The sequence below is a fragment of the Spirosoma sp. KNUC1025 genome (assembly GCF_045160025.1).
GTDB lineage: Bacteria > Bacteroidota > Bacteroidia > Cytophagales > Spirosomataceae > Spirosoma.
Genome location: NZ_CP087139.1, coordinates 5,362,868 through 5,385,078 on the forward strand (window position 1 = coordinate 5,362,868; position 22,211 = coordinate 5,385,078).

The 22,211-nt window shown below is 50.5% G+C and carries 21 protein-coding genes and 1 pseudogene; 6 read left to right on the plus strand and 16 right to left on the minus strand.

Annotated elements, in window-relative coordinates:
- Positions 1-25: 25 nt before the first annotated feature.
- The 3 genes from LN737_RS23440 to LN737_RS23450 form a co-directional block, all read right to left on the minus strand.
- Positions 26-412, minus strand: a complete 387-nt coding sequence (locus LN737_RS23440) for a hypothetical protein (RefSeq protein WP_405512486.1) — start codon at positions 410-412, stop codon at positions 26-28.
- 238 nt (positions 413-650) lie between these two features.
- Positions 651-965, minus strand: coding sequence for an L-rhamnose mutarotase (gene rhaM / locus LN737_RS23445; RefSeq protein ID WP_405512488.1), 315 nt, complete (start codon positions 963-965; stop codon positions 651-653).
- A 49-nt stretch (positions 966-1,014) separates the two neighbouring features.
- The gene (locus LN737_RS23450; protein ID WP_405520496.1) at positions 1,015-2,142 is read right to left on the minus strand and encodes a glycoside hydrolase family 88 protein; all 1,128 of its coding nucleotides are present in this window, start codon (positions 2,140-2,142) and stop codon (positions 1,015-1,017) included.
- A 247-nt stretch (positions 2,143-2,389) separates the two neighbouring features.
- On the opposite strand from LN737_RS23450, the gene rhaT reads away from it, so the two are divergent.
- A complete protein-coding gene (gene rhaT / locus LN737_RS23455) occupies positions 2,390-3,427 on the plus strand; it encodes an L-rhamnose/proton symporter RhaT (protein ID WP_405512490.1) in 1,038 nt (345 codons plus the stop codon).
- Between the two features lies 1 nt (position 3,428).
- Here rhaT and LN737_RS23460 read toward each other — a convergent pair whose 3' ends face one another.
- The 13 genes and pseudogenes from LN737_RS23460 to hisG all read right to left on the minus strand — a co-directional run bounded on the left by LN737_RS23460 (position 3,429) and on the right by hisG (position 16,842).
- Positions 3,429-4,013 carry a hypothetical protein gene (locus LN737_RS23460; protein ID WP_405512492.1) on the minus strand — a complete coding sequence of 195 codons (585 nt, stop codon included), beginning with the start codon at positions 4,011-4,013 and terminating at the stop codon, positions 3,429-3,431.
- 21 nt (positions 4,014-4,034) lie between these two features.
- Complete coding sequence (locus LN737_RS23465; RefSeq protein ID WP_405512494.1) at positions 4,035-4,478, minus strand: GNAT family N-acetyltransferase; 444 nt, start codon at positions 4,476-4,478, stop codon at positions 4,035-4,037.
- A gap of 14 nt (positions 4,479-4,492) precedes the next feature.
- Entirely contained in the window at positions 4,493-5,863 is a 1,371-nt protein-coding gene (locus LN737_RS23470; RefSeq protein ID WP_405512496.1) for a glycoside hydrolase family 105 protein, read from the minus strand.
- Between the two features lie 190 nt (positions 5,864-6,053).
- Positions 6,054-6,818 (minus strand): phytanoyl-CoA dioxygenase family protein, encoded by a 765-nt coding sequence (locus LN737_RS23475; RefSeq protein WP_405512498.1) that lies wholly within the window; start codon positions 6,816-6,818, stop codon positions 6,054-6,056.
- Positions 6,819-6,858: 40 nt separating this feature from the next.
- Positions 6,859-7,818 (minus strand): methylenetetrahydrofolate reductase [NAD(P)H], encoded by a 960-nt coding sequence (metF, locus tag LN737_RS23480; protein WP_405512500.1) that lies wholly within the window; start codon positions 7,816-7,818, stop codon positions 6,859-6,861.
- Positions 7,819-7,870: 52 nt separating this feature from the next.
- Positions 7,871-8,692, minus strand: coding sequence for a phosphatase PAP2 family protein (locus tag LN737_RS23485; RefSeq protein WP_405512502.1), 822 nt, complete (start codon positions 8,690-8,692; stop codon positions 7,871-7,873).
- Positions 8,693-8,767: 75 nt separating this feature from the next.
- Positions 8,768-10,762 (minus strand): 3'-5' exonuclease, encoded by a 1,995-nt coding sequence (locus LN737_RS23490; RefSeq protein WP_405512504.1) that lies wholly within the window; start codon positions 10,760-10,762, stop codon positions 8,768-8,770.
- Positions 10,717-12,102: a UvrD-helicase domain-containing protein gene (locus LN737_RS23495; protein WP_405512506.1), complete on the minus strand. Its 1,386-nt coding sequence runs from the start codon at positions 12,100-12,102 to the stop codon at positions 10,717-10,719. The genes LN737_RS23490 and LN737_RS23495 overlap by 46 nt, the downstream gene beginning before the upstream one ends.
- An 82-nt stretch (positions 12,103-12,184) precedes the next feature.
- Entirely contained in the window at positions 12,185-12,715 is a 531-nt protein-coding gene (locus LN737_RS23500; RefSeq protein WP_405512508.1) for a hypothetical protein, read from the minus strand.
- A 99-nt stretch (positions 12,716-12,814) separates the two neighbouring features.
- Entirely contained in the window at positions 12,815-13,942 is a 1,128-nt protein-coding gene (gene hisC / locus LN737_RS23505) for a histidinol-phosphate transaminase (protein WP_405512510.1), read from the minus strand.
- A gap of 11 nt (positions 13,943-13,953) precedes the next feature.
- Entirely contained in the window at positions 13,954-14,454 is a 501-nt protein-coding gene (locus tag LN737_RS23510; protein WP_405512512.1) for a peptide deformylase, read from the minus strand.
- Between the two features lie 157 nt (positions 14,455-14,611).
- A pseudogene (gene hisD / locus LN737_RS23515) lies at positions 14,612-15,900 on the minus strand (histidinol dehydrogenase).
- A gap of 81 nt (positions 15,901-15,981) precedes the next feature.
- A complete protein-coding gene (gene hisG, locus LN737_RS23520; protein WP_405512514.1) occupies positions 15,982-16,842 on the minus strand; it encodes an ATP phosphoribosyltransferase in 861 nt (286 codons plus the stop codon).
- A 24-nt stretch (positions 16,843-16,866) separates the two neighbouring features.
- On the opposite strand from hisG, the gene LN737_RS23525 reads away from it, so the two are divergent.
- The 5 genes from LN737_RS23525 to LN737_RS23545 all read left to right on the plus strand — a co-directional run bounded on the left by LN737_RS23525 (position 16,867) and on the right by LN737_RS23545 (position 22,130).
- Positions 16,867-17,055, plus strand: a complete 189-nt coding sequence (locus LN737_RS23525) for a hypothetical protein (RefSeq protein ID WP_405512516.1) — start codon at positions 16,867-16,869, stop codon at positions 17,053-17,055.
- A gap of 88 nt (positions 17,056-17,143) precedes the next feature.
- On the plus strand, positions 17,144-17,779 hold the full coding sequence (locus LN737_RS23530; RefSeq protein ID WP_405512518.1) for a 7-carboxy-7-deazaguanine synthase QueE: 636 nt from the start codon (positions 17,144-17,146) through the stop codon (positions 17,777-17,779).
- Positions 17,780-17,831: 52 nt separating this feature from the next.
- Positions 17,832-19,730: an OmpA family protein gene (locus LN737_RS23535; RefSeq protein ID WP_405512520.1), complete on the plus strand. Its 1,899-nt coding sequence runs from the start codon at positions 17,832-17,834 to the stop codon at positions 19,728-19,730.
- A 248-nt stretch (positions 19,731-19,978) separates the two neighbouring features.
- On the plus strand, positions 19,979-20,950 hold the full coding sequence (gene trxB, locus LN737_RS23540) for a thioredoxin-disulfide reductase (RefSeq protein ID WP_405512522.1): 972 nt from the start codon (positions 19,979-19,981) through the stop codon (positions 20,948-20,950).
- Between the two features lie 106 nt (positions 20,951-21,056).
- Positions 21,057-22,130 carry a peptidoglycan DD-metalloendopeptidase family protein gene (locus tag LN737_RS23545; protein WP_405512524.1) on the plus strand — a complete coding sequence of 358 codons (1,074 nt, stop codon included), beginning with the start codon at positions 21,057-21,059 and terminating at the stop codon, positions 22,128-22,130.
- Positions 22,131-22,211: the final 81 nt, after the last annotated feature.

Below are 22,211 nucleotides of genomic sequence, written 5' to 3' on the forward strand. Positions count from 1 at the left end.
ATACGGCCTTCGGGTACGCAGAAACTCAGCGTCGAGGGGGATTAATCATGGAAAACACCGCCAGAAACGAATACAGGTTGCTGTAGCGGGAAAAGGCGGTTTGCGCCAATAAGACGGCAGACGTACCAGCGGCAGTTACCAATCGAACAGCAGTGGGCGTAAAAGCCGACACCGTATGGCCTGCCGAGGGTAAATTCTGGTGACTGTGATTGGGGTGTTTGTGATGCTCGGAATTTTCGCCGTAGTGCATCGCCATAAAATCCATGAAACTCAGGTCAGGGTCTGCCTGTCGGTGTTGCCGGTAATGCTGAATCAGCTCGACCAGCTTGGCCGACTGATCAACGCCAAACCCCGGAAGCAGACTACTTCCCAGAATCAGGCCCGACAGCAGTAAAGCAACCAGTGATTTCATGAACCTATCGCTATTATGTGCTTAACGTAAAGCGGTCTGGAAAGTTTGTCGTAGCTCCAAAACTTGGCTAATTTAGAAATGGACTAGCTGAATATTAATACTACGTATGGGTGTATGGTGTCAGTTTTGGTGTGAAGTGGTGTCGGTTTCTCAAAACCGACACCACTTCGGAAAATCTACCAGGCAAAAGAGTTGGGAAAGCTCCGCTGGAAAATGGATTCTATACGATCTACTACGTTTACTCCATATGAAATACACGCTCCAGCGGCACAGCGACTGGCGAGTTGTCGGAGTTCGTATCCATTAAATCCGCCATATATGCCCACCATCGTTTCATAACGGGCAACGTTGGCAATTGATCGGCGGTATGGTCGGCTACGCGTCGCTGAACAGCAAACAGCGTACCCGTTTCGCGGTCCAGATAAATCGAATAGTCGCGGATGCCGGCTTCCGTTAAAGCGGCTGACAACTCCGGCCAGATTTCATCATGACGGCGCTGATACTCTGCTTCAACGCCCGGTTTTAACTTCATTGTAAAGGCAATTTCTTCCATATTTTTTTAGTACCCAGTTTTCAGCGCGTCGTTACGTCTGGTACGTGCTTTACCGTTTCATTTTATACAACTCTACTCCTGCCAGCAAAAAACAGCCTAGTCCGTAGTCTTCAAAGTCCGGTTTGCTATCATACGTAACAGGTTGCCCATCTTTAGGTTCTTTGCCGGTTCCCTGCACATACCCTAAAAATCCGTTCGGATGTACAGCTTCTGTTGACATGGCGTTCCAGGCTTTGACGATAATGGGCCGGTACGTTTTTTCGTCAAGCAGCCCGTGACTGATTCCCCAAGCCATCCCATAAACAAACAGCGCCGTTCCGGTCAGTTCTTTTCCACCGAAATTGGTCGGGTCGTGCAAACTCACGTTCCAGAAGCCGTCGCTACGCTGCAAAGGTGGCAACGCTGTCATCATTTCGAGATACGTTTTTTCGTATTCGTCCCGGTGCGGAGCGTCTTTGGGCATAATATCCAGCACCCGTACCAGCGCAGCCACTACCCAGCCGTTCCCCCGCGACCAGTAGCAGTCCTGTCCGTTCGGTTCTTTGTAAGGCGGTACAAAATCCTTATCCCGCCACCACAAATGATCCTCCGGGTTGTAGAGGCCATTACCGCCGTGTCTGGTTTTCGAATAGGTGTAGATTTGGTACATTTTCTCGAAATACGCAGGGTCTTTGTACAGAACGCCAAGTTGCGCAAAAACGGGCATCGCCATCTGTAGTGCGTCGATCCAGTTCCAGTCATCAACCTTATCGCTTTTTACCATTCCATCAACCGACGCTTTAATGGCGTGGATGCGTTCGGCCGGGCCTCCATTTCGAGTCTGATCCAGTACGTATAAATCGATATAGGTCTGTCCGCAGCACTGATCGTCGGCGTTACGTGTATTGATGCCGCTACGTAATCCCCACTGGTGCTTTTCGCCCCACTCGACGGCGTAGTCGTAATACGCTTTCTTTTTGTCGATCCCATACAACGCCATCAGCCCCTCATAATACACAGCCCGTGTCCAGATGTTGCTCGGTCTGGTTTTGTTCGTTACGATTTCTTTACCAGGGTCGGGCCAGGTCTTCATGAAATAATTGTTGGCCAGGGTCATGCTGGCCAGAATGTCTTTTTTAGCCGGAAGGGTTTGCCCATGCGTGGTCAACGTAATGGCGGCACCCACCAAAACCAATATCCTGTTACTTAACTGGCTGATTCGCACGGTTGCGGGGGTAATACGGTGTAACTTGAACAAGTAGATTTCAGGCGTTTTAATCTTGTCTTAATTAAAGTCTCTCACGATCATTTTCTCCTGAACCAAAACGGATTTCTCCTGACCATGTACTTTCTGTAGCCACCTGGACCAGAGGGCCGGAGACGACAGGAAAGAGTATGAAAGTTTATAACATCGGCAGGATAACTTTGTAAAAAATAACGAAAAAGTGGCTGTAATCTGGGGTGTTGTGTTGCATGCGCTGGGCGGCTTTGCCTCCGGCAGTTTTTACCTACCGTACAAAAAAGTGAAAGGATGGGCCTGGGAAAGCTACTGGCTCGTCGGTGGTTTGTTTTCGTGGGTTGCGGCCCCGCTCATCATGGGGTCCATTACCGTTCCTGACCTGTTTGGCGTACTCCGGCAAGCGTCCTCCGAAACCCTCTGGTGGACGTATTTCTGGGGTGTTTTGTGGGGATTTGGCGGGCTTACGTTCGGTTTGGCTATGCGCTATCTGGGCCTCTCGCTGGGCATGGCCGTTACGCTGGGCCTCTGCGCCGTTTTCGGTACGCTGGTTCCCCCCATCTGGCAGGGCGAATTCTATAAACTTATCAGCACAACATCCGGACGGGTTATCGTACTAGGACTAATTGTCTGCGTATTAGGCATTTCCATCTGCGGAATTGCGGGTATGATGAAAGAAAGGTCGCTGTCAGATGCGCAGAAAAAGGCTGTGATCACCGAATTCGACTTGCGGAAAGGGTTGCTCGTGGCGGTTTTTTCCGGAGTTATGAGCGCCTGTATGTCATTCGGGCTTACTGCCGGACAGCCCATTGCCGAAATCGCTGTCCAGCATGGTACGGATTCGCTTTATATGAACAACGCTCCGCTGGTCATTATTCTGCTCGGCGGTCTGACAACCAATGCCATCTGGACTATTTACCTGAATATCCAAAATCGTACCTATACCGACTATACGAAGGTATCGACCCCCATTCTGGCCAATATTATCTTCTGCGCTTTAGCCGGCTTTACGTGGTATTTCCAGTTCTTTTTCTACGGAATGGGCGATAGCAAAATGGGCGAGTATCGGTTTTCGGGCTGGACACTCCACATGGCTTTCATCATCGCCTTTAGTAGTTTCTGGGGGCTTTATCTGCACGAATGGAAAGGTGCCAATGAACCGACTATGCGCACCATTACGCTGGGCATTTCGATGGTGGTGCTCTCAACCGTTATCGTTGGCATTGGCAATTACCTGGCTTCCTGATTTATTCGGCTGCAGGCTCGCCGTCGGGTGGCAATTTTTCAGCCGCAAAGTGAAAGACGTAATGGCCCGTTAGGGTTTGCCGGAAATGGTTTATTCGGGCAGATAAGGGCGGATAAACTACCCATCCTCGCTTTCCTGACGAAATTTCCTCTATCTCAAAATCAGCCAGAACCGAGAATCCTTCGGTTCTGGCTTTTTGTATGGCCATCTCTCTGGCCTCCTCTATAGTGTTCTGCAAAAATGTTTTCCGATCCTGCGCTGAGAACACGCTGCTTTCTGTGTGTCCAGCCAGTTCAGGATTAGCGTCCCGATACGTTTCCAGCAACGAATACGTATCGTACGTTAGCGTTACCAGATAAGACGGATAGGTATAAACAATGCCGTTGTTGTCTATGGTAGCCTTATAAGGGCCACTGTAGTCTATCTGATTATTGACTAAAAAATGGAGAAACTTCGCATTGAAAGCCGTGAGTTTTTCGTCTAAAGTTTGCGGATCGGGAAGTAAAAACACCGTACTAAAAACGATTTTTTCTGGAACAAAATATTCCTCATGGTTCAGGGTAACGTCAATCGTTTGTCTGGCCATACTTGATGTTCTTCCATTTTTTTAAGTAGAGACTTTCATTTCCATACGATATAAATCAAGGCCTTTCGCCCAATAATCCTTTTTAAGTTCTACAACTGTAAAGCCGAACTTAGCGAAAAACTGATACGCTAGTTGAGAAGTCTGGACAACGATTTTTTCCACGGTCGGCTTCTGATTGATATGGACCAGACAATGCTCAATTAACGCTTTACCCAATCCCCTTCCCTGCGCTTGGGGCGAAAAGAATACCCAGGAAATTCGCCCCTCTGTCTCATCAGGAGAAAAATAATAACCTGCTGTCCCCACAATCAGCCCCTGATCGACGCTAACCAACTGACAGGCAAGATCTTGATGTATATAATCCAGAAAATCTTTTTCCTCTTCCGGGGCGAAATAAGTGGGCGTATTTTGACGAAACAGATCCATCAGAAAAGGTAAATCAGAAGGTGTGTAAGGGCGAATCATCGTAAAACTTGATTTCACTTCCGCTCCGTCAGTTGCAGTGAGCTATCGTTGATTTCGAAGGTCTTTTTGTTCAACAGATTAATTACTTCGGCGCCGGCCAGCAACACCGGGCCGTAGCCATGAGCCGCGTACACATTGATGGGTCGGTAGTAATAAAACGCCGGATCGAAGCCCATGCCCGTACCGACGCAAGTACCTTCAATCTGGCCTTTGTCGGTCACTTTGGTCGAAACGGCATTCCAGGCTAGCATAGTCATGGGTGCGTAGGCTTTGGCATCCAGCCATCCCCGATTAATAGCTCTGGCAATGGAATAAGCGTAGATAGCCGTTGCCGATGTCTCCAGGTAGGAGTCGTTCCGGTCGAGCAGTTGATGCCAGAAACCCGAACCTGCCTGACAGCTCGCCAGTCCCTGTACATGAGCACGTAGCAGTTCCAGCACTGCCCCCCGGCCCGGATGATCCTGCGGCAATACGTCCAGCAGTTCAACCTTGGTCATGATCGCCCAGCCGTTGGCCCGCGCCCAGTGAAACTGCGGATGCACGTTCATCCCTTCGACCCACCCGTGCATATACAACCCCTTCTCTTTGTTGAACATCCGTTTCGAGAACTGAAGCACCTGCTTCACGGCTTCATCGAAGTATTTCCGATCATTCGTCAGCTTACCCATCTGCGCCAGCGCTGGCACGCTCATAAATAAATCATCGAGCCAGAGCGTATTGGGTTGCGGGCGATTGCGGGCCAGCGTACCGTCGGCCAGTCGGTACTCTTTGGTCATGATGTAGTTCATGTACGTATCAATCTGCTGACGGGCATCGGCTTTTAGACCCCCGGCCCGTACGGCTTTGATCATGGCTGCACACATCGCCCCAACATCATCGAGCGCATGGGGCGCCAGCATCGGCCGGAGCGACGTATTCGCGTGTGGATCGGCGCTGACCTGCTCCCGGAAATAGGGACGTAACGAGTTCAGAAAGGCCAACCGCTTGTTGGTATAGTCAGCGTAGCGGGCATCGCCGGTAGCTTCGCTCGCCAGTAACATCCCCGCATACGTAACGCCCCATTCGTAGCTGGTCAGGCGGAAATCACCCGGTTTGATAATAGCATTGGTGTTAAACTTAGTGAAATCAGTAATGGGCTGTCCAGTCTGTTTATCAATCACCTGGGTTGGCGTCGACTCGTTCAGGTACGCATACACCCTGTCCAGAACTTTTACTACGTCAGCTGGTTTGGGTTGTCCGTACGGAACAGGATAATCCGGTTGAAGCAGATGCAACGGAGTAGTTGAGTCGTTGGCTTTGGGCGTCGGTGTTTGTGCCAGCGAAGCAGTGTACGTAACGGCCACCGACGCAATAGCCAGAACAAGTGTTTTGGAGAAATTCACCATAAATAGTAAGGAGTTTAACGCAGTAACGGCAGGTATTTTTCAAGCACTGATTAAAATCTGCTTGACAAGGTGATAGTGCTAGATTCTCCAACCCGACTCCATCACGTTGTTAAATGCAGGTAGTAAACATAGAGCAAAAGCCTGACTAACGAGCGGATTACTTGCTATTTACCGGAATTTCTTCACTCCGTTACGTCGTTAATCCTAAACGCATTGCCTGTTCTACGGGCGAGTATTGTCCGTCTGCCCGATGAATCTGGATCGGTTCTGCCGGATGCAGGGGTGGTTGCGCCATGAATCGGGGGCGGGTTCCGTGATGCGGCTGTGCAGCATGAATCAGAAACGGGTGACAGAGGTAAACCGTACCGGCATCACCCGTTGCCAGCACCAGCTCTCGCTGAAATGTTGATGCAGGGAGTTGTTGAGCGAGTTCAATGAACGATAAGCCTTCTTCACCAGCAGGTTCCAGTAGCTTCGGTACGTCCAGATGAGAACCGACCAGAATGCGGGTTGGTGCATCGTTGGGGCCTACATCCGAAAACAGAAAGAGCATGAGCAACGCCCGTCCCCGCGACGTTACGTTCAGTCGCCAGGAACCGTCTTCACCCGCAAAACTGGCTTCGGCGTGCCAACCCGTATCGCCCGGATCGTCGGGACTTGGAAACCGGATGGGAAAAGTGCCTAAACTATCTCGCGGGAGCCAGCGCCCAGCCCCCACCAGCTGATCGAATGCGGCCAATAGAGCGGGCTCGTTGGCAGCCTGTCGGAAAGGGGTCTGGCTGTAGCCACCAAGTCGGATAGCTGGCTTGGTCCAGGTTGCCGGGTCATCGGGATCGCAACCGGTCTCCTGCCATAAAATAGCGCGTCCCTCATCAGCTACTGCCCGAGGAAACGCGCCGTCAATCCGGACAAATCCGTCCCGGATAAACTGGTCAATGTCTGCATCGCTCAACATGCTATGAAATGGTTATTGCCTCTGCTCCATGCCCCTTGCTCTAAAATAGCTCTCGGGCAATTTTCATCACATTGTCGGCTTTGCCCATCGTATAAAAATGAAGCACGGGTGCACCAGCTGCTATAAGTTCGCGTCCCTGCTGAATGCACCACTCAACGCCTACTTGCCGGGCCTGCTGGTCGTTCTCACACGCTTCAACTGCCTTCACCAGGTCCGTCGGCATTTCGAGGTGAAACAGCTTGGGCAGAATCTGAAGCTGCTTCCGGGTGCTAAGGGGCTTTAAACCCGGGATAATTGGCACCATTATTCCTTCCTGCCGACACCGTTCGACAAAATGCAGGTATTTCTGGTTATCGAAAAACATCTGGGTGACAATGTAATCGGCCCCTTTGTCTATTTTCTGTTTGAGGTAATGAAAATCAATATCGTGGTCGATGGCTTCGAAATGTTTTTCGGGATATGCCGCTACGCCAATGCAGAAATTGCTGGGAGCCAGGGGCGTATCTTCTTCGTGCAGATAGATGCCCCGGTTCATATTGGCAACCTGCTCTACCAATTCGCTGGCGTAGGAATACCCATTTTCTTTCGCCTTGAACGTAGTGAAGGGTTTGGCAGGATCCCCCCGCAGCACCAGCGCGTTGTCGATGCCGAGGTAGTGAAGATCAATTAAAAAATCTTCCGTTTCCTCGCGTGTGAAGCCCCCACACAATACGTGCGGCACCGGATCAACACCAAAGCGGTGCATGATAGCCGAACAGATTCCAACGGTACCGGGGCGCTTTCGCGTGACAATTTTCTGAATCGTGCCATCGGGCAGTGGCCGTTCAATGTATTCTTCACGGTGGTACGTAACGTCGATGAATGGCGGCTTGAACTCCATCAGCGGTTCGATGTTATCAAGCAGGTTTTTCAGATTATCGCCTTTGATTGGCGGGATTACTTCAATAGAAAAAATCGGTTTGCCGTTGGCAGCCTTAATGTGGTCGGTAATTTTAGTCATTCGTCAGATAAATACTTGCCGGGTGAATCGCATCAGGCGACAACGCCCAAAGTTAGCGGGAAAACACGGCGAACCGCACGTAAATTCCATTCGCGGAGCCGCTACTCCACGGCTGCACATCCAGACGACGGCCCAGCGCCGACCTGTTTTTAACTTCGTGAAGTTTGGGAATCCCCCATCCCATCAACGAACCGAACGCAGCGCCGGTAATCAGGTCAGTTGGATAGTGCTTCCCGGCTTCATAACGTAGTACGGCAGTGGCCGTCGCCAGGCCGAGCGAACCAATCCAGATAACCGGTTTCAGGCGGGAATGCGGGAAATAATGCCGGAAGACCTCGCCCGCAAAAACAGCTGTAGCAAACGAGCTGGCCGCATGACCCGAGAAAAACGACTGCCGGGCATCGCGGGTGAGTTTTACATCCAGGGGTGCATCCGGATTATACACAAATGGCCGGTTCCGTTGCGTGATCGCTTTGATGGAGCCTTCAATGCCATTGGAGAGCAGCATGGTTTCGACGTACAAAATGGCGACCGTCTTAAAATCCTGCCGCATGGTTTTTGTTCCGAGGGCCAGGGCTCCCACCAACGCCACATCACTGAATAACGTAATGTCGCTCAACTGATTCGCCCGCTCCGACCAATGGTACGTTGCCTGCCGGTCAAACGCGGATATATCAGTACGATTCAACGTAGCGATCTCGCTTTCAGTTAGTGGGTCAATCGTACGGTTGAGCGCAACCGACGCGCCCATTGACGCAACGCCTATACCGAGCAACGTAATTTCCTGACCAGTTTTAAGCTGATACGGCGACTGAGCCAAGACGGGCGAAATGAATAATGCACAATGAATAATGAACCATGAGCGCAGTCTCACTTTTTGTTTACTCACCTTTTGAAAACCTCTGATCAGTTCAATCATTATGCCTTGTTCATTACCCATTGTTTAGTCCTAACTCACTTTCACCACCTGCGGTTCAGCGGCCAGATAGACCAGTCGTCCCTCCACCTCCGGGTAACCCATATCGCGGTAGAGATTTGTAAAATACCGTAACGAATCGACAGGCGAATAATCGTCCGGCGCATCCGCTGTGGGCACCGATTCATACTGCACCAGAACAATATGTCCGTCCGGATAGTGGACTACCCGATGCGGAGCACCGTGCATCCGTCTGCGACTCAGAATACTGCGGTCAGTGTCGATACGTAACGAAGCATCAAACAAGGTCGATAAAGTGGGATGCTCGATAATAGCCAGCAAACTTTGTTTTAATTCGTCGGACTCGGCTTTCCGCACCAATCCTTCGCTAATCAGCTGGCGGAGTGCTTTGTCGATGCTTTCAGGCCCTTTGATCAGACTGAGGGCGGCACAGAGTTTCCGGTCACGTTCGCGGGTTCGCTCGAACGTAGCAATATCGAACACGCGGTCGGCCTGCCGACGCAGTTGCAAATCCTGCCCCCTATGCCCGCTAACGACCTCATCAAGAACAATTTCGTCCAGTACGCCATCCTCGTTCTGACGCGAAACAGCCTCATTGCACAGGCTGATCGGGTACCGGTATACCCCTTCCTGCCAGTTACAGCCACAGTTACGCGCTACGTCACTATCGCGTAGAAAAGCATAGAGCCAGTGGCTAATTGTATTCTGAGCGCCTTTGCTGAAATCTTTGGCTTCACTGATTACATAGAGCCTATCGGTTGGCCGGGTAAACGCTACGTACAGCAGATTCATATTTTCCAGGAAGGTGCGGGTCAGTTCTTCTTCGTACTGGGCGGCAATCGCTTTGGGTGTTCCTCTTAACTTATTAGTAGTGTTGGCAGGTGCCGACATCAGACGAGCCAGTTGGCCGGTTCCGTTCTCATGCGTCAGCTTATCGGTCCGAACGCTGGTCAGATCGAGCCAGATTGTACTATCGTTGATTGGCTCGGCTCGCCAGTTCGCGAATGGAATGATAACAACCGGAAATTCCAGCCCCTTCGCTTTGTGAATAGTCTGAATACTAACGGCATTACGAGCGTTTCCTTCCACCGAAATCTTCTGCCTGACGCTTTCCCAATACAGCAGAAAATCGCTTAGGTGCCCACTACGTTTCTGATTGAACGCTAGTACTTCATCCAGAAAGCGAAACAGAAACGGGTTATGCTCGGCCTGCCGAAACAACCCAAACTGAGCCGTTAAACGCTCCGCTAGTTCGTAGGGATTCAACTGCCCAAGGGCATATGGGTCAAGCGGATAACCGGCTGCCGTAAGGTAATCATAAACGGACGTGATGTCGCTTTCGGCTACGGCATGCAGCTTTCCAGTCAGTTCGTCGTCCGGAAAAATCCCCTGCACTACCCGATGAAACAGATACAGCAGTTCGTACCGCAGCATTTTATGGTCGGGCCGCTGGAGCACCTGCATAACCGTAACAATCCACTTGACCGGGTCCGAAAATTCCAGCGACAGCGAATCAGCTGACACCAGCGGAATCTGGCGAGCATTCAGTTCATTTGCTAAGGCTTTGGCATCCGCTTTTTTACGGCATAGAATGGCAATATCACCGTAGCGATACCCGTCAGACAGCGCTTTTTCCAGATGCTCGATGGTCATGTCGAGCATAGCCGCCGTCAGGTCTTTGCCCGACGCTTCATCTTTCTGCACAAAATCGATCTGCACATGGCCAGCCTTCTGGGCTTTCGGCTGTGGTTTCTGATGAAACAGACGCTCCGTGTCGAATACATCGGCCAGCTTCGGATGCTGACTGTCAAACTTACGGGCTGTAAATTCAAAGAAATCGTTGTTGAACCGAACAATCGGTTCGGCACTTCGCCAGTTTGTGTCCAGCAATTCGTTTTCCAGATGCCCACCCAGCATATCAATTCGATCGGCCGTCCACGAATTCGGATTATGCGCCACTTTCAGGCTTTCAAGATCTTTTCGGTGCAGGGCCACAATCTGATCCATATCGCCCCCCGGAATCGGTAAATAGCCTGCTTGCCATCGCCTACGGCCAGATTAAAATGGTCGGCACCCAGCGCGTTTTCAATAAGCGGCAACAGGTTAGCAAATTGCAGCCGGGACGTATCCTGAAATTCGTCGATCAGGATGTGGTTGTATTTAGTTCCAAGTCGTTCGTAGAGAAACGGTACAGGCTCGGAAGCCACGATACTAAGAATTTTTTTGTTGAATTCGGAAATATGCACCCGGCCATCTTTCCGCAGCAGGTCGTCGAACTCCACCCGCATCTGCTTGAGCAAGGCCAGTTTCTGCAGATGAGGCAACAAACAGTCGAACAGAGCCATTTGCCGACCATGTTCATCCCTAATCGTAAAAATCTGGCTGATGCAGTCGCCAAGTTCACTGGCCATACCGTCAATAATATCCCGGACAAGTAAAGGCGTTTTCTTACCGTACCAGTCACCATTATTGAGGGCGTTACTGACACGAGTTCCGGCTTCTTTACCATGATTGCCTTCTGCAATAGCACGCAGGTATCCTCCTACGCCACCGGCGCCGTACGCAAAATCGGTCTCGTCGAGTCCGGCGTCCGTTATAAGCTTCCAGGCGCGCTGCCCCTGCCCGATAATATCAGCTTCAACTTGTTGATTATACGCAAGCAACTGCATTCGAATGGCCCGTAAAGCGCCCGGCGATAATTCCTGAGCAGCATTGACAGCTTCATAAAACTGATCGGATGTGAGGTTTCGGCCAAAATCTTTGAGCAATTCAGGGAGTTGGTTCCAGCTTTTGCCTTCGCTGGCTGTGTTGGTGTAGTACTCGCTCAGGATGGTTGTGATTTCCTCCATCTCGTCGGTTCCGGCTTTCTCGATCAGGTTATCGATAGCGAGTTCGAGTACTTCGTCGGTTTCCAGTTCAACCTCAAACGAATAAGGCAATCCCAGCTCGTCGGTAAACGCCATCACGACGCGCTGCGTGAAAGAATCAATCGTCGTTACGCTAAAATCGGCGTAGCGGTGCAGGATGGTTCTGAAAACAGACCCGGCTTTGTCGCGCAGTTTGTTCTTAGCCGTCTGAAAGGAGTCGGTACCGGGAAGAGTGCCGTAGAGTTCAACGACCAGTTCATCAAGCAACGGCGGCTCTTTCTCGTTAGTATCCGCAATTTCGGCCAGATTTTTCAAAATCCGGTTCTTCATCTCGTTGGCTGCCGCATTCGTAAATGTCACCGCCAGAATATGCCGGAAATAGTCGTCTTTTACATCCGGACGTAACGCCAGTTTCAGATACTCTTTTGTAAGCGTGTACGTCTTACCCGATCCTGCCGAAGAACTGTAGATTTTGAACATAAGGAGGAAGAAAGCAGAAGGGAGAAGGGAGAAGGAATGGTAACTGCAAACGTTTTATCCCTTTTCCCTTTTCCTTTCTCCTCTAAAAATTATACCGTACGCCAATTCCCGAATTGAGACTCAGGAAAAAAGGCGCTTGCAGCAGTTCGACGTAAAGACCCGTTTCCAGAAAAACAGAAAACGGTTTGCTGACTGGAAAAAATTCCAGTCCACCAACACCCGACCCACCTATGGATAACGCATTTTCGTAATCGCCGTTTAAACGGGGCGGATAATATTTTCGGTTATTGATCTGACCACCGAAGCCGTAGTAGGCCCGGATGCTCTCACTCTTGGTCACAGCCGTATGCCACAAAAAGTGCCCCTGAATGGTCAGGCCAACACTTTTGTAGTCGCCAACGCGGTAGCTGCGCTTCGTGCCATACAGCCCACCGTACGTACCAATGTTCAGGTCGAAGGCATGGTTATTGCCAAAATATTTCCGAACATTTATACCAGACGGTTCGCCGATACGCGCCCCTATCGACCAGTTGTTGTACTGCGCCAAGCTTACAGTTGGCACCATCATCCAGCCTATCAAGGCCAGCAATACAATCAGAAGCAATTTCTTCATAAACTTAATAATTAGCCCAGTAGAGATTCTAGTGGTACGTACTCAGGCATTTTTTCAAAACAATAGAATCGTTAGCACGTACATCTGCTTAGTCACTCATCAGGCATTCGACACGAGTTCTGGCCGGGTAGCTTCATCGCCCGAACCGAGCGGTAAATCCGACGATACCGGAGCATCTTTCATTTGACGAAGAACCTCCATTAGACGTTCATTCTCGGTTCGTGTTCCTACCGATATTCGCAGACACCCATCGCATAACTTCACCTTCGAGCGGTCCCGAACGATGACCTGCTGCTCGATTAAATGCTCAAACACTCCCTTCGCATCATCGAATTTCACCAGCAGAAAATTGGCATCTGACAGATAGACGACCTGCACTGAGGGCAAAGAACGCAGATTTTCAGCCAAATTTTGACGTTCAGCCAGAATTTCCGTCACCATGTTTGTCTTTGCTTCCTCATGGGCGAGCGCATCAAGCGCAAGACTTTGTGTGGGCGCTGAGATGTTATACGGGGGCTTGATTTTATTCAGAATTTGAATCAGTTCTTCCGAAGCAAAGCACATGCCGAGTCGCAAAGCGGCCAGGCCCCACGCTTTTGAGAAGGTCTGCAGCACCACCAGATTGGGATACGTATCCAGTTCATTGGTCCAGGAGGACGTACTGGCAAAATCAATGTACGCTTCGTCTACGATCACTAATGAATGCGTGGCAGCGTTGAGTATCGTGCGAATGGCATCCGCCTGAAGCAGATTCCCCGACGGATTGTTGGGTGAACATAGCCAGATCAGTTTCGTGTTATCGGTAATGGCCCCCAGTACGCTCTCAACATCAACCTGAAAATCAGTCGTCAGCGGCACTTTGATAATCTCAACATCATTCACGGCTGCCGATACTTCATACATACCGTAGGTTGGCGGCATGATCAGAATATTGTCTTTACCCGGTATGCAGGTAGCCCGAACCAGCAAATCGATGGGTTCGTCGGAGCCATTGCCCAGAAAGATCTGTCCTTCCCGAACACCTTTTATGGGAGCCAGTTTCTGCTTAATCGCCCATTGGTGCGGATCAGGATACCGGTTGTACTCGCCCGTATCGGTTGTTGAGCCAAGCGGGTTTTCATTGGCATCCAGAAAAACGCCCACTTTACCCGTGTACTCGTCACGAGCCGACGAATAGGGCGTTAAAGAAAGGATATGCGGGCGGAGAAGAGATTGAAGATTGAACATACTATTTTTAATTAAAGAGAAGGCGTAGGTCGCCAGCAAAACGATAGCTCATCAATAGCCCGCATTGTGCAAAGTACACCATTTAAATGATCGTACTCATGCTGAATTAACTCGGACAGCGCCCAGTCCGTTACGTTCCAGGTGTGCGTTTGCCAATGCTCATCCCGATACGTCATGGTTAGTCTGCGATGCCGCTGGACACGTACCAACAGATTCGGAAAACTCATGCAGTCGTCCCAAAGCTCGTCTATGTCGTCGCTGAGGGTTACCAGTTCGGGGTTAATAATCACCTGCGGACGGTCGACATTCAGGTAAATCAGTCGTTTCAGGATTCCGAGTTGCGGAGCGGCAATTCCCCGTCCGAACTGATACTTCGCCCGAATTTCCTCCATTACGTTATGCAGATCGGCTACCCAGCCCGCCACCAAAGGCAGTTCCGATTCCAGCACTGGTTCGCAGGTTTCGTACAGGCGAGGGTCACCCAAAAGCAGAAGATCAGCAAGGTGTTTCATGTGCGTAGAATGACGGCCTGTGAAATAATCGGCAAACCATCGATGTCAGCAAAATCAAAAACAGTTCGATTGTAACTCTACAAGGCTTCGTCTCCAGTGTGTCTATCTTAAGTATCCACTGGCAAATCACTTTCCTGTTTTCAGCAAAATAACGAAATCAAACCACATTCGTTTCTTTCAGACTAGCCAGGCGCAGGCTCACGGCCCGCTTGTGCGCATCGAGCGATTCGGCTTCGGCCATAGCTTCTACTACCGGCCCTACGTGCTGCAACCCTTCCGGCGTAATGTGTTGCACCGTAATTTTTTTGACGAAACTATCGAGCGATACCCCGCTATACGAACGAGCGAATCCGTTTGTCGGCAACGTATGATTTGTGCCCGATGCATAGTCGCCGGCCGATTCAGGGGTGTAGTTGCCCAGAAAAATAGAACCTGCATTGATGATCTGCTCCGCAATTTCCTCGGCGTTATCAATACTCAGAATCAGGTGTTCGGCAGCATAAGCATTGAGCAAATCAATGGCATCGGTTTGTGTTTCAACCAAAATCATCTTGCTGTTTTCCAGCGCTTTGGCAGCCAGTGCCTGTCGGGATAATTTCTCAAGCTGCGTCGTGAGTGTCAGGTTAACGTTGCAAATCAACTTCTTACTAGTCGATACCAGCAAGACCTGACTATCAACGCCATGTTCGGCCTGCGAGAGCAAATCAGCCGCTACAAAAGCCGGAACAGCCGAATCGTCGGCATATACAGCCACTTCGCTTGGTCCGGCAGGCATATCGATGGCAATCCCTTCTTTTGCAACAAGCATTTTGGCTGCCGTTACGTACTGATTACCCGGTCCAAAAATTTTGTATACCTGCGGTACCGACTCCGTTCCGTAAGCCATAGCCGCAATGGCCTGTGCGCCACCAATCCGAAACACTTTCGTCACCCCAACAAGCTGGGCGGCAAAGTAGATGGCGGGGTGATTACTCGGGTGCAAAGTACGATCTCCCTACAGCCAGCCAGTTGTGCCGGAATCCCCAGCATCAATACGGTACTGAAAAGTGGAGCCGTGCCCCCCGGAATATAAAGACCAACTTTCTCAATCCCCACACTTTTGCGCCAGCACGTAACGCCGGGCATGGTTTTGATCTTCTCGACGGGCTGTTTCTGTTTCTCATGAAACAGGCGAATGTTCTGATACGCCTGCCGAATAGCCGCCTTCAGGTCATCGCTGAGTTGCGTTTCGGCAGCAGCCAGTTCTGAAGAGCGAACTTCCAGACCACCTGCGCCTACGTCTACCTTATCAAACTTTTTAGCCAGTTCAATCAGAGCCGCATTGCCACCCGAGCGTACCTGTTCGAGAATCGGGGCAACAGCGGCTTCGATCTGCTGCGTTGACTGCACCGGGCGAGCCAGCAACCGAGGCCACTCTTCGCGTTGGGGGAAAGAAATGATGTTCATGAATGAATGATGCATGATGCATGATGCATGATGAACAACTGCCTTTGGCCAAATCATTCATCATGCATCATGCATCATTTTTTAATAAATCATTTTCTCAATTGGAATGACCAGAATACCTTCGGCACCGGCAGCCCGGATGGCCTCGATGTTCTCCCAGAATTCGTTTTCATTCAGAACGGAATGAACGGAACTCCAGCCTGTTGTCGCCAGTGGCGTTACCGTCGGGCTTTTCATGCCTGGCAATAAAGCCGTAATCTGATCAAGCGCGTGATTCGGTGCATTCAGTACAATATACTTGTTATTTTTTGCCGCCTGAACGGATTTAATGCGAAACAGCAATTTGTCGGCCAATGCCTGTTTTTCAGAATCAAGATCAGGCCGGGCAATCAGGATGGCTTCGGAGCGAAAAATTGTTTCTACTTCTTTAAGCCCATTGCTCAGCAACGTACTGCCCGAACTAACAATATCGCAGACGGCTTCGGCAAGCCCGATACTGGGTGCAATCTCAACCGACCCGCTAATCTCATGAATCTCCGCCCGTACACCCTGCTCAGCCAGGTAATTGCCAAGCAGATTCGGGTACGACGTAGCAATATTTTTCCCTTCCAAGTGCTGAATGCCCGTCCAGTCGGTGCCGCGCGGTACAGCAATGGACAGACGACACTTTGAAAAACCCAGTTTATGAATCGTTTGAACGGGCCGGCCCATTTCAACCGCTACGTTCTCACCAACGATGCCTAAATCAGCAACGCCATCTTCAACGTAACCAGGAATATCATCGTCGCGCAGGAACAGGAACTCAGCGGGGAAATTCGACGAAACGGATTTGAGTTTACCCGTACCATAATCGAAACGGATACCGCACTCTTTAAAAAGTTGATACGAATCTTCGCTCAACCGGCCGGATTTTTGTAAGGCAATGCGTAATACAGAAGACATTTAGTGATGTATAATGTAGGATGTATGATGGAGTCCATACACCACGTACTACGTTGGTTTTTAGACAATCGCCCGCAAACTAGTCTTTCGATCAGTGTGCGGTTCAGGAAATCAGGGTGCAAAATTACAGGAAAACGGGAATACAACGACGTATCGGTGAAACGGCTTAGCAGCCATGATGATGGCGACGATGTCGGAAAGGAGAATGAGTAGCCCGTTGTGAAATCATGGCGCAAAGGTAGAACAGACGAAGAAAACAGACAAGCATTCATCGAGCTATTCCTTGTTGTATCTTTGTGGCATGGTTTTAGAACAGAAACAACAACTAGCAACGACCAGGGTGCTGCCGGTGATGGAAGCGTTCTACACGCTTCAGGGCGAAGGCGCGCACACGGGTAGGGCGGCTTATTTTATCCGGCTTGGTGGCTGCGATGTCGGCTGCCATTGGTGCGACGTAAAAGAATCGTGGGATGCCGATGCGCACCCCAAACGTACGACGGAAGCGATAGTAGCCGGTGCGTTGCACTATCCGGGTCGGATGGCGGTCATCACGGGCGGAGAGCCGCTTATGCACGACCTGACCGAATTGACGGCGTCTTTACAGGCTGCTGGTTTTCAGACAAATATCGAAACATCAGGGGTTTGTGAAGTGGTTACAGGCTCGTGGGACTGGATTTGCTTTTCGCCCAAGAAGTTCAAAAAGCCGAATCCGGCCATTTTCGATAAAGCCGACGAACTAAAAGTTATCATTTATAATTCGTCTGATTTCGCCTTTGCGGAGTCGTTTGTGCCGTTTTTACGGTCCGATTGCAAACTCTTTTTGCAAACAGAATGGAGTCGTTCCAATGAAATGCTGCCTCGTATCGTTGATTACGTAAAAAATAATCCGCAATGGCAAATCTCGTTGCAGACACACAAGTACATGGATATTCCATAAGGGGAGAGAAGAGAGGACGAAAGGGAGAAAGGACGAAAGGAATTTTGTTTCTATGTCGTTTTTTAATCCCTTTCGTCCCTTTCCTCCTCTCTTCTCTCCCTCCTTTGGCCAGGATAAAAAAGCGCAGGAACTCTACGCTCAATCCATTAAGCTGTTTGGCGAACGAAAAGCGGGAGAGGCTATTCCGTTTATGGAACAGGCTGTCAAACAGGACCCTGCCTTTACGGACGCCTATTTGAAGCTTGGTCAACTGTATGAATTCACCAGACGTTACGACCCCGCAATAGCTGCCTATCGTAATGCCATACGGCTGCAACCCGATAACCCGTCCTCAGGAGGTGCTTATCAGGCGCTAAGTACGATCCTGCTCCGGTTGGGTCGTTACGTTGAGGCTCTGCCCTATCTCGAAAAATTCCAGACGCTATTTCCCTCACAATCACCACAGGCCAAGCGGGTAGCCCGGCAGCTTGAAACGGCTCGCTTCGGACAGGAGGCTATGCAGCATCCACAAGCGGTTGATCCAAAACCTTTATCATCGGTATTGCAGACGACACCTTCGCAGTATTTCCCGGTGCTGACTGCCGATGAACAGACGCTGGTGTTTACAGCCCTCAAACCCGAAGGCGATGAAGATCTGATGACGGCTACGTTCAATGGCGAAACATGGTCACCGCCCGTGTCACTTGCGTCGAGCATCAATACGCCGGAGAATGAAGGGACAGCCAGCCTGTCGGCCGATGGGTATATGCTGGTATTTACGGCCTGCCAGGGACGTAAAGGGTATGGCAGTTGTGATTTATACGTGAGTCGTAAAACAGGCACGGAATGGTCGGCTCCCGAAAATCTTGGCCCAACCATCAACACCCGGTTTTATGAATCGCAACCGGCACTTTCGGCCGATGGGCGGCAGCTCTACTTTGTTTCTGACCGTCCGGGCGGGAAAGGGCATCGCGATATCTGGCGGAGTGAATTTGGCCAGGATGGTACCTGGTCTGAACCGGTTAATCTGGGAGAACCGGTAAATACGTCGTTGAACGAAGCATCTCCGTTTATTCATCCCAACGGGCAAAGCCTGTTTTTCGCATCGGATGGGCATGTGGGCATGGGTGGGTACGACCTGTTTGTAGCCGACAATGGTCCTTCGGGCTGGTCGATGCCAACGAATTTAGGATACCCGATAAATAACTCAGAGGATCAGGCATCGCTGTTTGTTTCGGCCAATGGCAAGCGGGCTTATTATTCCTACGAGGAACAGAAAGACGGTATCTCGCAGAAATCACGGCTGTATACATTTGATTTACCAGAGCCATTACGCGACCGCGTTAAACCTGTCAGTTACCTGAAAGGGATCGTGGCCGATGCAAAGACGCAGAAGCCCCTCGCGGCTACGGTAGAACTGATCGACCTGAAAACAAATCAGGTTGTTTCGCGTGTGCAGGCCGATTCGCAAACAGGGCAGTACACGGCCGTGTTACCAAGCGGGGGCGAGTATGCATTGTACGTGAGCGTACCGGGATATCTCTTCAAAAGTCTTTCGTTCGATTATACCCAAAAAACTATCGGCGACGGTCTTTCGCTACGTGTTCCGCTTGAACCTGTGATTTCAGGTAGCACAGCGAATGAAACACTGAATAACCTGTTCTTCGAAACGGGTCGATACGATCTGGCCGAAAAATCACGTACCGAACTCGACCGACTGGCCGCTTTTTTGCAGACCAATCCAACGGTTACCATCGAAATTGCTGGCCATACCGACGATGTCGGCGATGCAGCCGCAAACCTGACGCTCTCGCAGAAACGGGCTCAAGCCGTAGTGGCTTATTTAACCAAAGCAGGTATTACGCCGAATCGGATTCGGGCTGTGGGTTACGGAAAAACCCGCCCCCTGGCCCCTAATACGTCCGACGAAAACCGGCGATTGAATCGGCGGATTCAATGGCGGGTAATTTAGGCTGGAGACTTTGGCCATGATGACAACCGGTATGGATCCTCATCCAGAGTATTCTTACGCCGTTTCAGGTGTAGTCTGACTTCCTCGGCCTGAGGCCCCTTGCTTTAGGGTATTCGGCCAATCACCTCCTTTACCCACACACTTTGCTTTATGCGGGATTTTTTTCAATTTTGTGTATGTTGTCCAAATACCCTTGCTTTTCCGGTAGGGGTATTTAGTAGCTACAAGACAACCTCCTTTCATTTGCAATGACTTCTGAACACGTAAAGTGCTTAATTATAGGCTCTGGACCCGCCGGTTACACAGCCGCTATCTATGCTTCCCGGGCCAATCTGGGACCCGTTCTTTATCAGGGTGCACAACCGGGTGGCCAACTAACGATTACGAATGAAGTAGATAATTTTCCGGGCTATCCAAATGGCGTTCAGGGACCGCAGATGATGCAGGACCTGGAAGCGCAGGCTCGCCGGTTCGGCACCGACATTCGGTATGGTATGGTTACGCGGGTGGAGTTTGTCGATCAGCCCAGCCCCGGCAATCCACATCGCGCGATCGTTGATGACAAACACGAAATCACCGCGGATTCGATCATTATTTCGACCGGAGCCACAGCCAAATGGCTGGGTCTGCCGTCGGAAATGCGGCTCAACGGCCGGGGTGTGTCGGCCTGTGCCGTATGTGATGGCTTCTTTTTCCGGGGGCAGGACGTAGTGGTGGTAGGTGCGGGCGACACCGCAGCCGAAGAAGCCAGTTATCTGGCCAATCTCTGCCGCAAAGTGTATATGCTGGTTCGTCGCGACGAAATGCGGGCATCGAAGTTTATGCAGAAGCGCGTACAGACGGCCCCCAACATCGAGATTCTGTTCAATACCGAAACAGAAGAAGTGCTGGGCGATGACGACGTAACGGGCGTTCGCGTAAAAAATGCCGTAACGGGCGAAGAACGGATTTTAGACGCGACAGGCTTTTTTGTGGCCATTGGTCACAAACCCAATACGGATATTTTTCAGGATTATCTCGAACTGGATGGCCACGGCTATATCCTGACCGAAAAAGGAAGTACCCGAACCAATATCCCTGGCGTTTTTGCCTGTGGCGACGCCCAAGATAACATTTATCGTCAGGCCATTACAGCCGCTGGAACAGGCTGTATGGCGGCTCTCGACGCCGAACGTTATCTGGTCACGCTGGAAATGCAGGACGAAGAAATTGTTCATTAATAAATTTTGTCATTGGTCGTTAGTCATTGGTCAATAGTAGTTGATGCAAAAAAGTATGCAGGCGTTACTAATGACCAATGACCAGTATCCAATGACCTATCAATCAATGAGAAAAACCGCAATACAATGGCTACTGGTCATTGGGTGTTTGTGTTTGACCGTAACGACACAGGCACAAGAGCGCGGGCGATTTAAAAATAATCTGCGTATTACGCCTAAAAATGAATCGTCGCCGAATGCCCCGGTCGTTGAACAGCCTCGAAAAGCGGACGACCCGTTTGAAGAAGAAAAAACACAGCTGCGCTACAACAGCCAGTTTGAGCCAAAGAAAGAATTAAACCCGGTTGTCAGTGAAGACACCAGCCACCTCGACCAGGGAGAAACCAGCGTTGTGGAGGTCATTGACTCGGTACTGGTTGGTAATGAATGGGTCAAAATTGCTGACTATTACGCCGTCTGGGATTCCCGGACGATTGATCCATACAACATCAATCCGCTTGAATTCGATGAAGCTATCGACATCAAGCTCTATGATCCTCCCGCTGATCGCTACTGGTCGGCCCCGCTGAATGAAGGTAAAATGACCTCCAACTTCGGGTATCGCTGGGGACGCTGGCATACCGGCGCCGACCTTGACCTCGAAACGGGCAATCCTGTTTATGCAGCTTTTGACGGAATCGTACGGGTCGTTGGCTGGGACGGAAATGGCTATGGACGCTACGTACTGGTACGTCATTACAATGGTCTCGAAACGCTTTACGGCCATATGTCGAAGCAGACCGTTGAAACGGGCCAGCTCGTCAAGGCTGGTGACCAGCTCGGTCTGGGTGGCAGCACGGGACGTAGTTCCGGTCCGCATTTGCACTTTGAAACCCGGTATGAAGGCAATCCCTTCAGCCCGCTCAATATTTATTCATTTCCGGAGAATACGATCAATTCTGATCACTTTCTGCTAACGGGTTCGGTGTGGGATTATCTGCGTGGAGGAAGCAGCCATTCATCGTCATCAGAAATTAGTTTCAAGCCCCGCTTCAAGCGTACCGTATTGCACCGGGTCCGTTCGGGCGAGACGCTCAGTTCCATTGCCGATCGGTATGGCCTGTCGGTATCGACCTTAAAACGCAAAAATCATATTTCGGGCTCACGACTACGGCCTGGTCAGAAGTTGCGCGTGCATTAACCGCTCCGATTGGTCGGCAATAAAAAAAGGCGAATACGTATTCGCCTTTTTTTATTGCCGACCAATGTGCCCAATGGTATT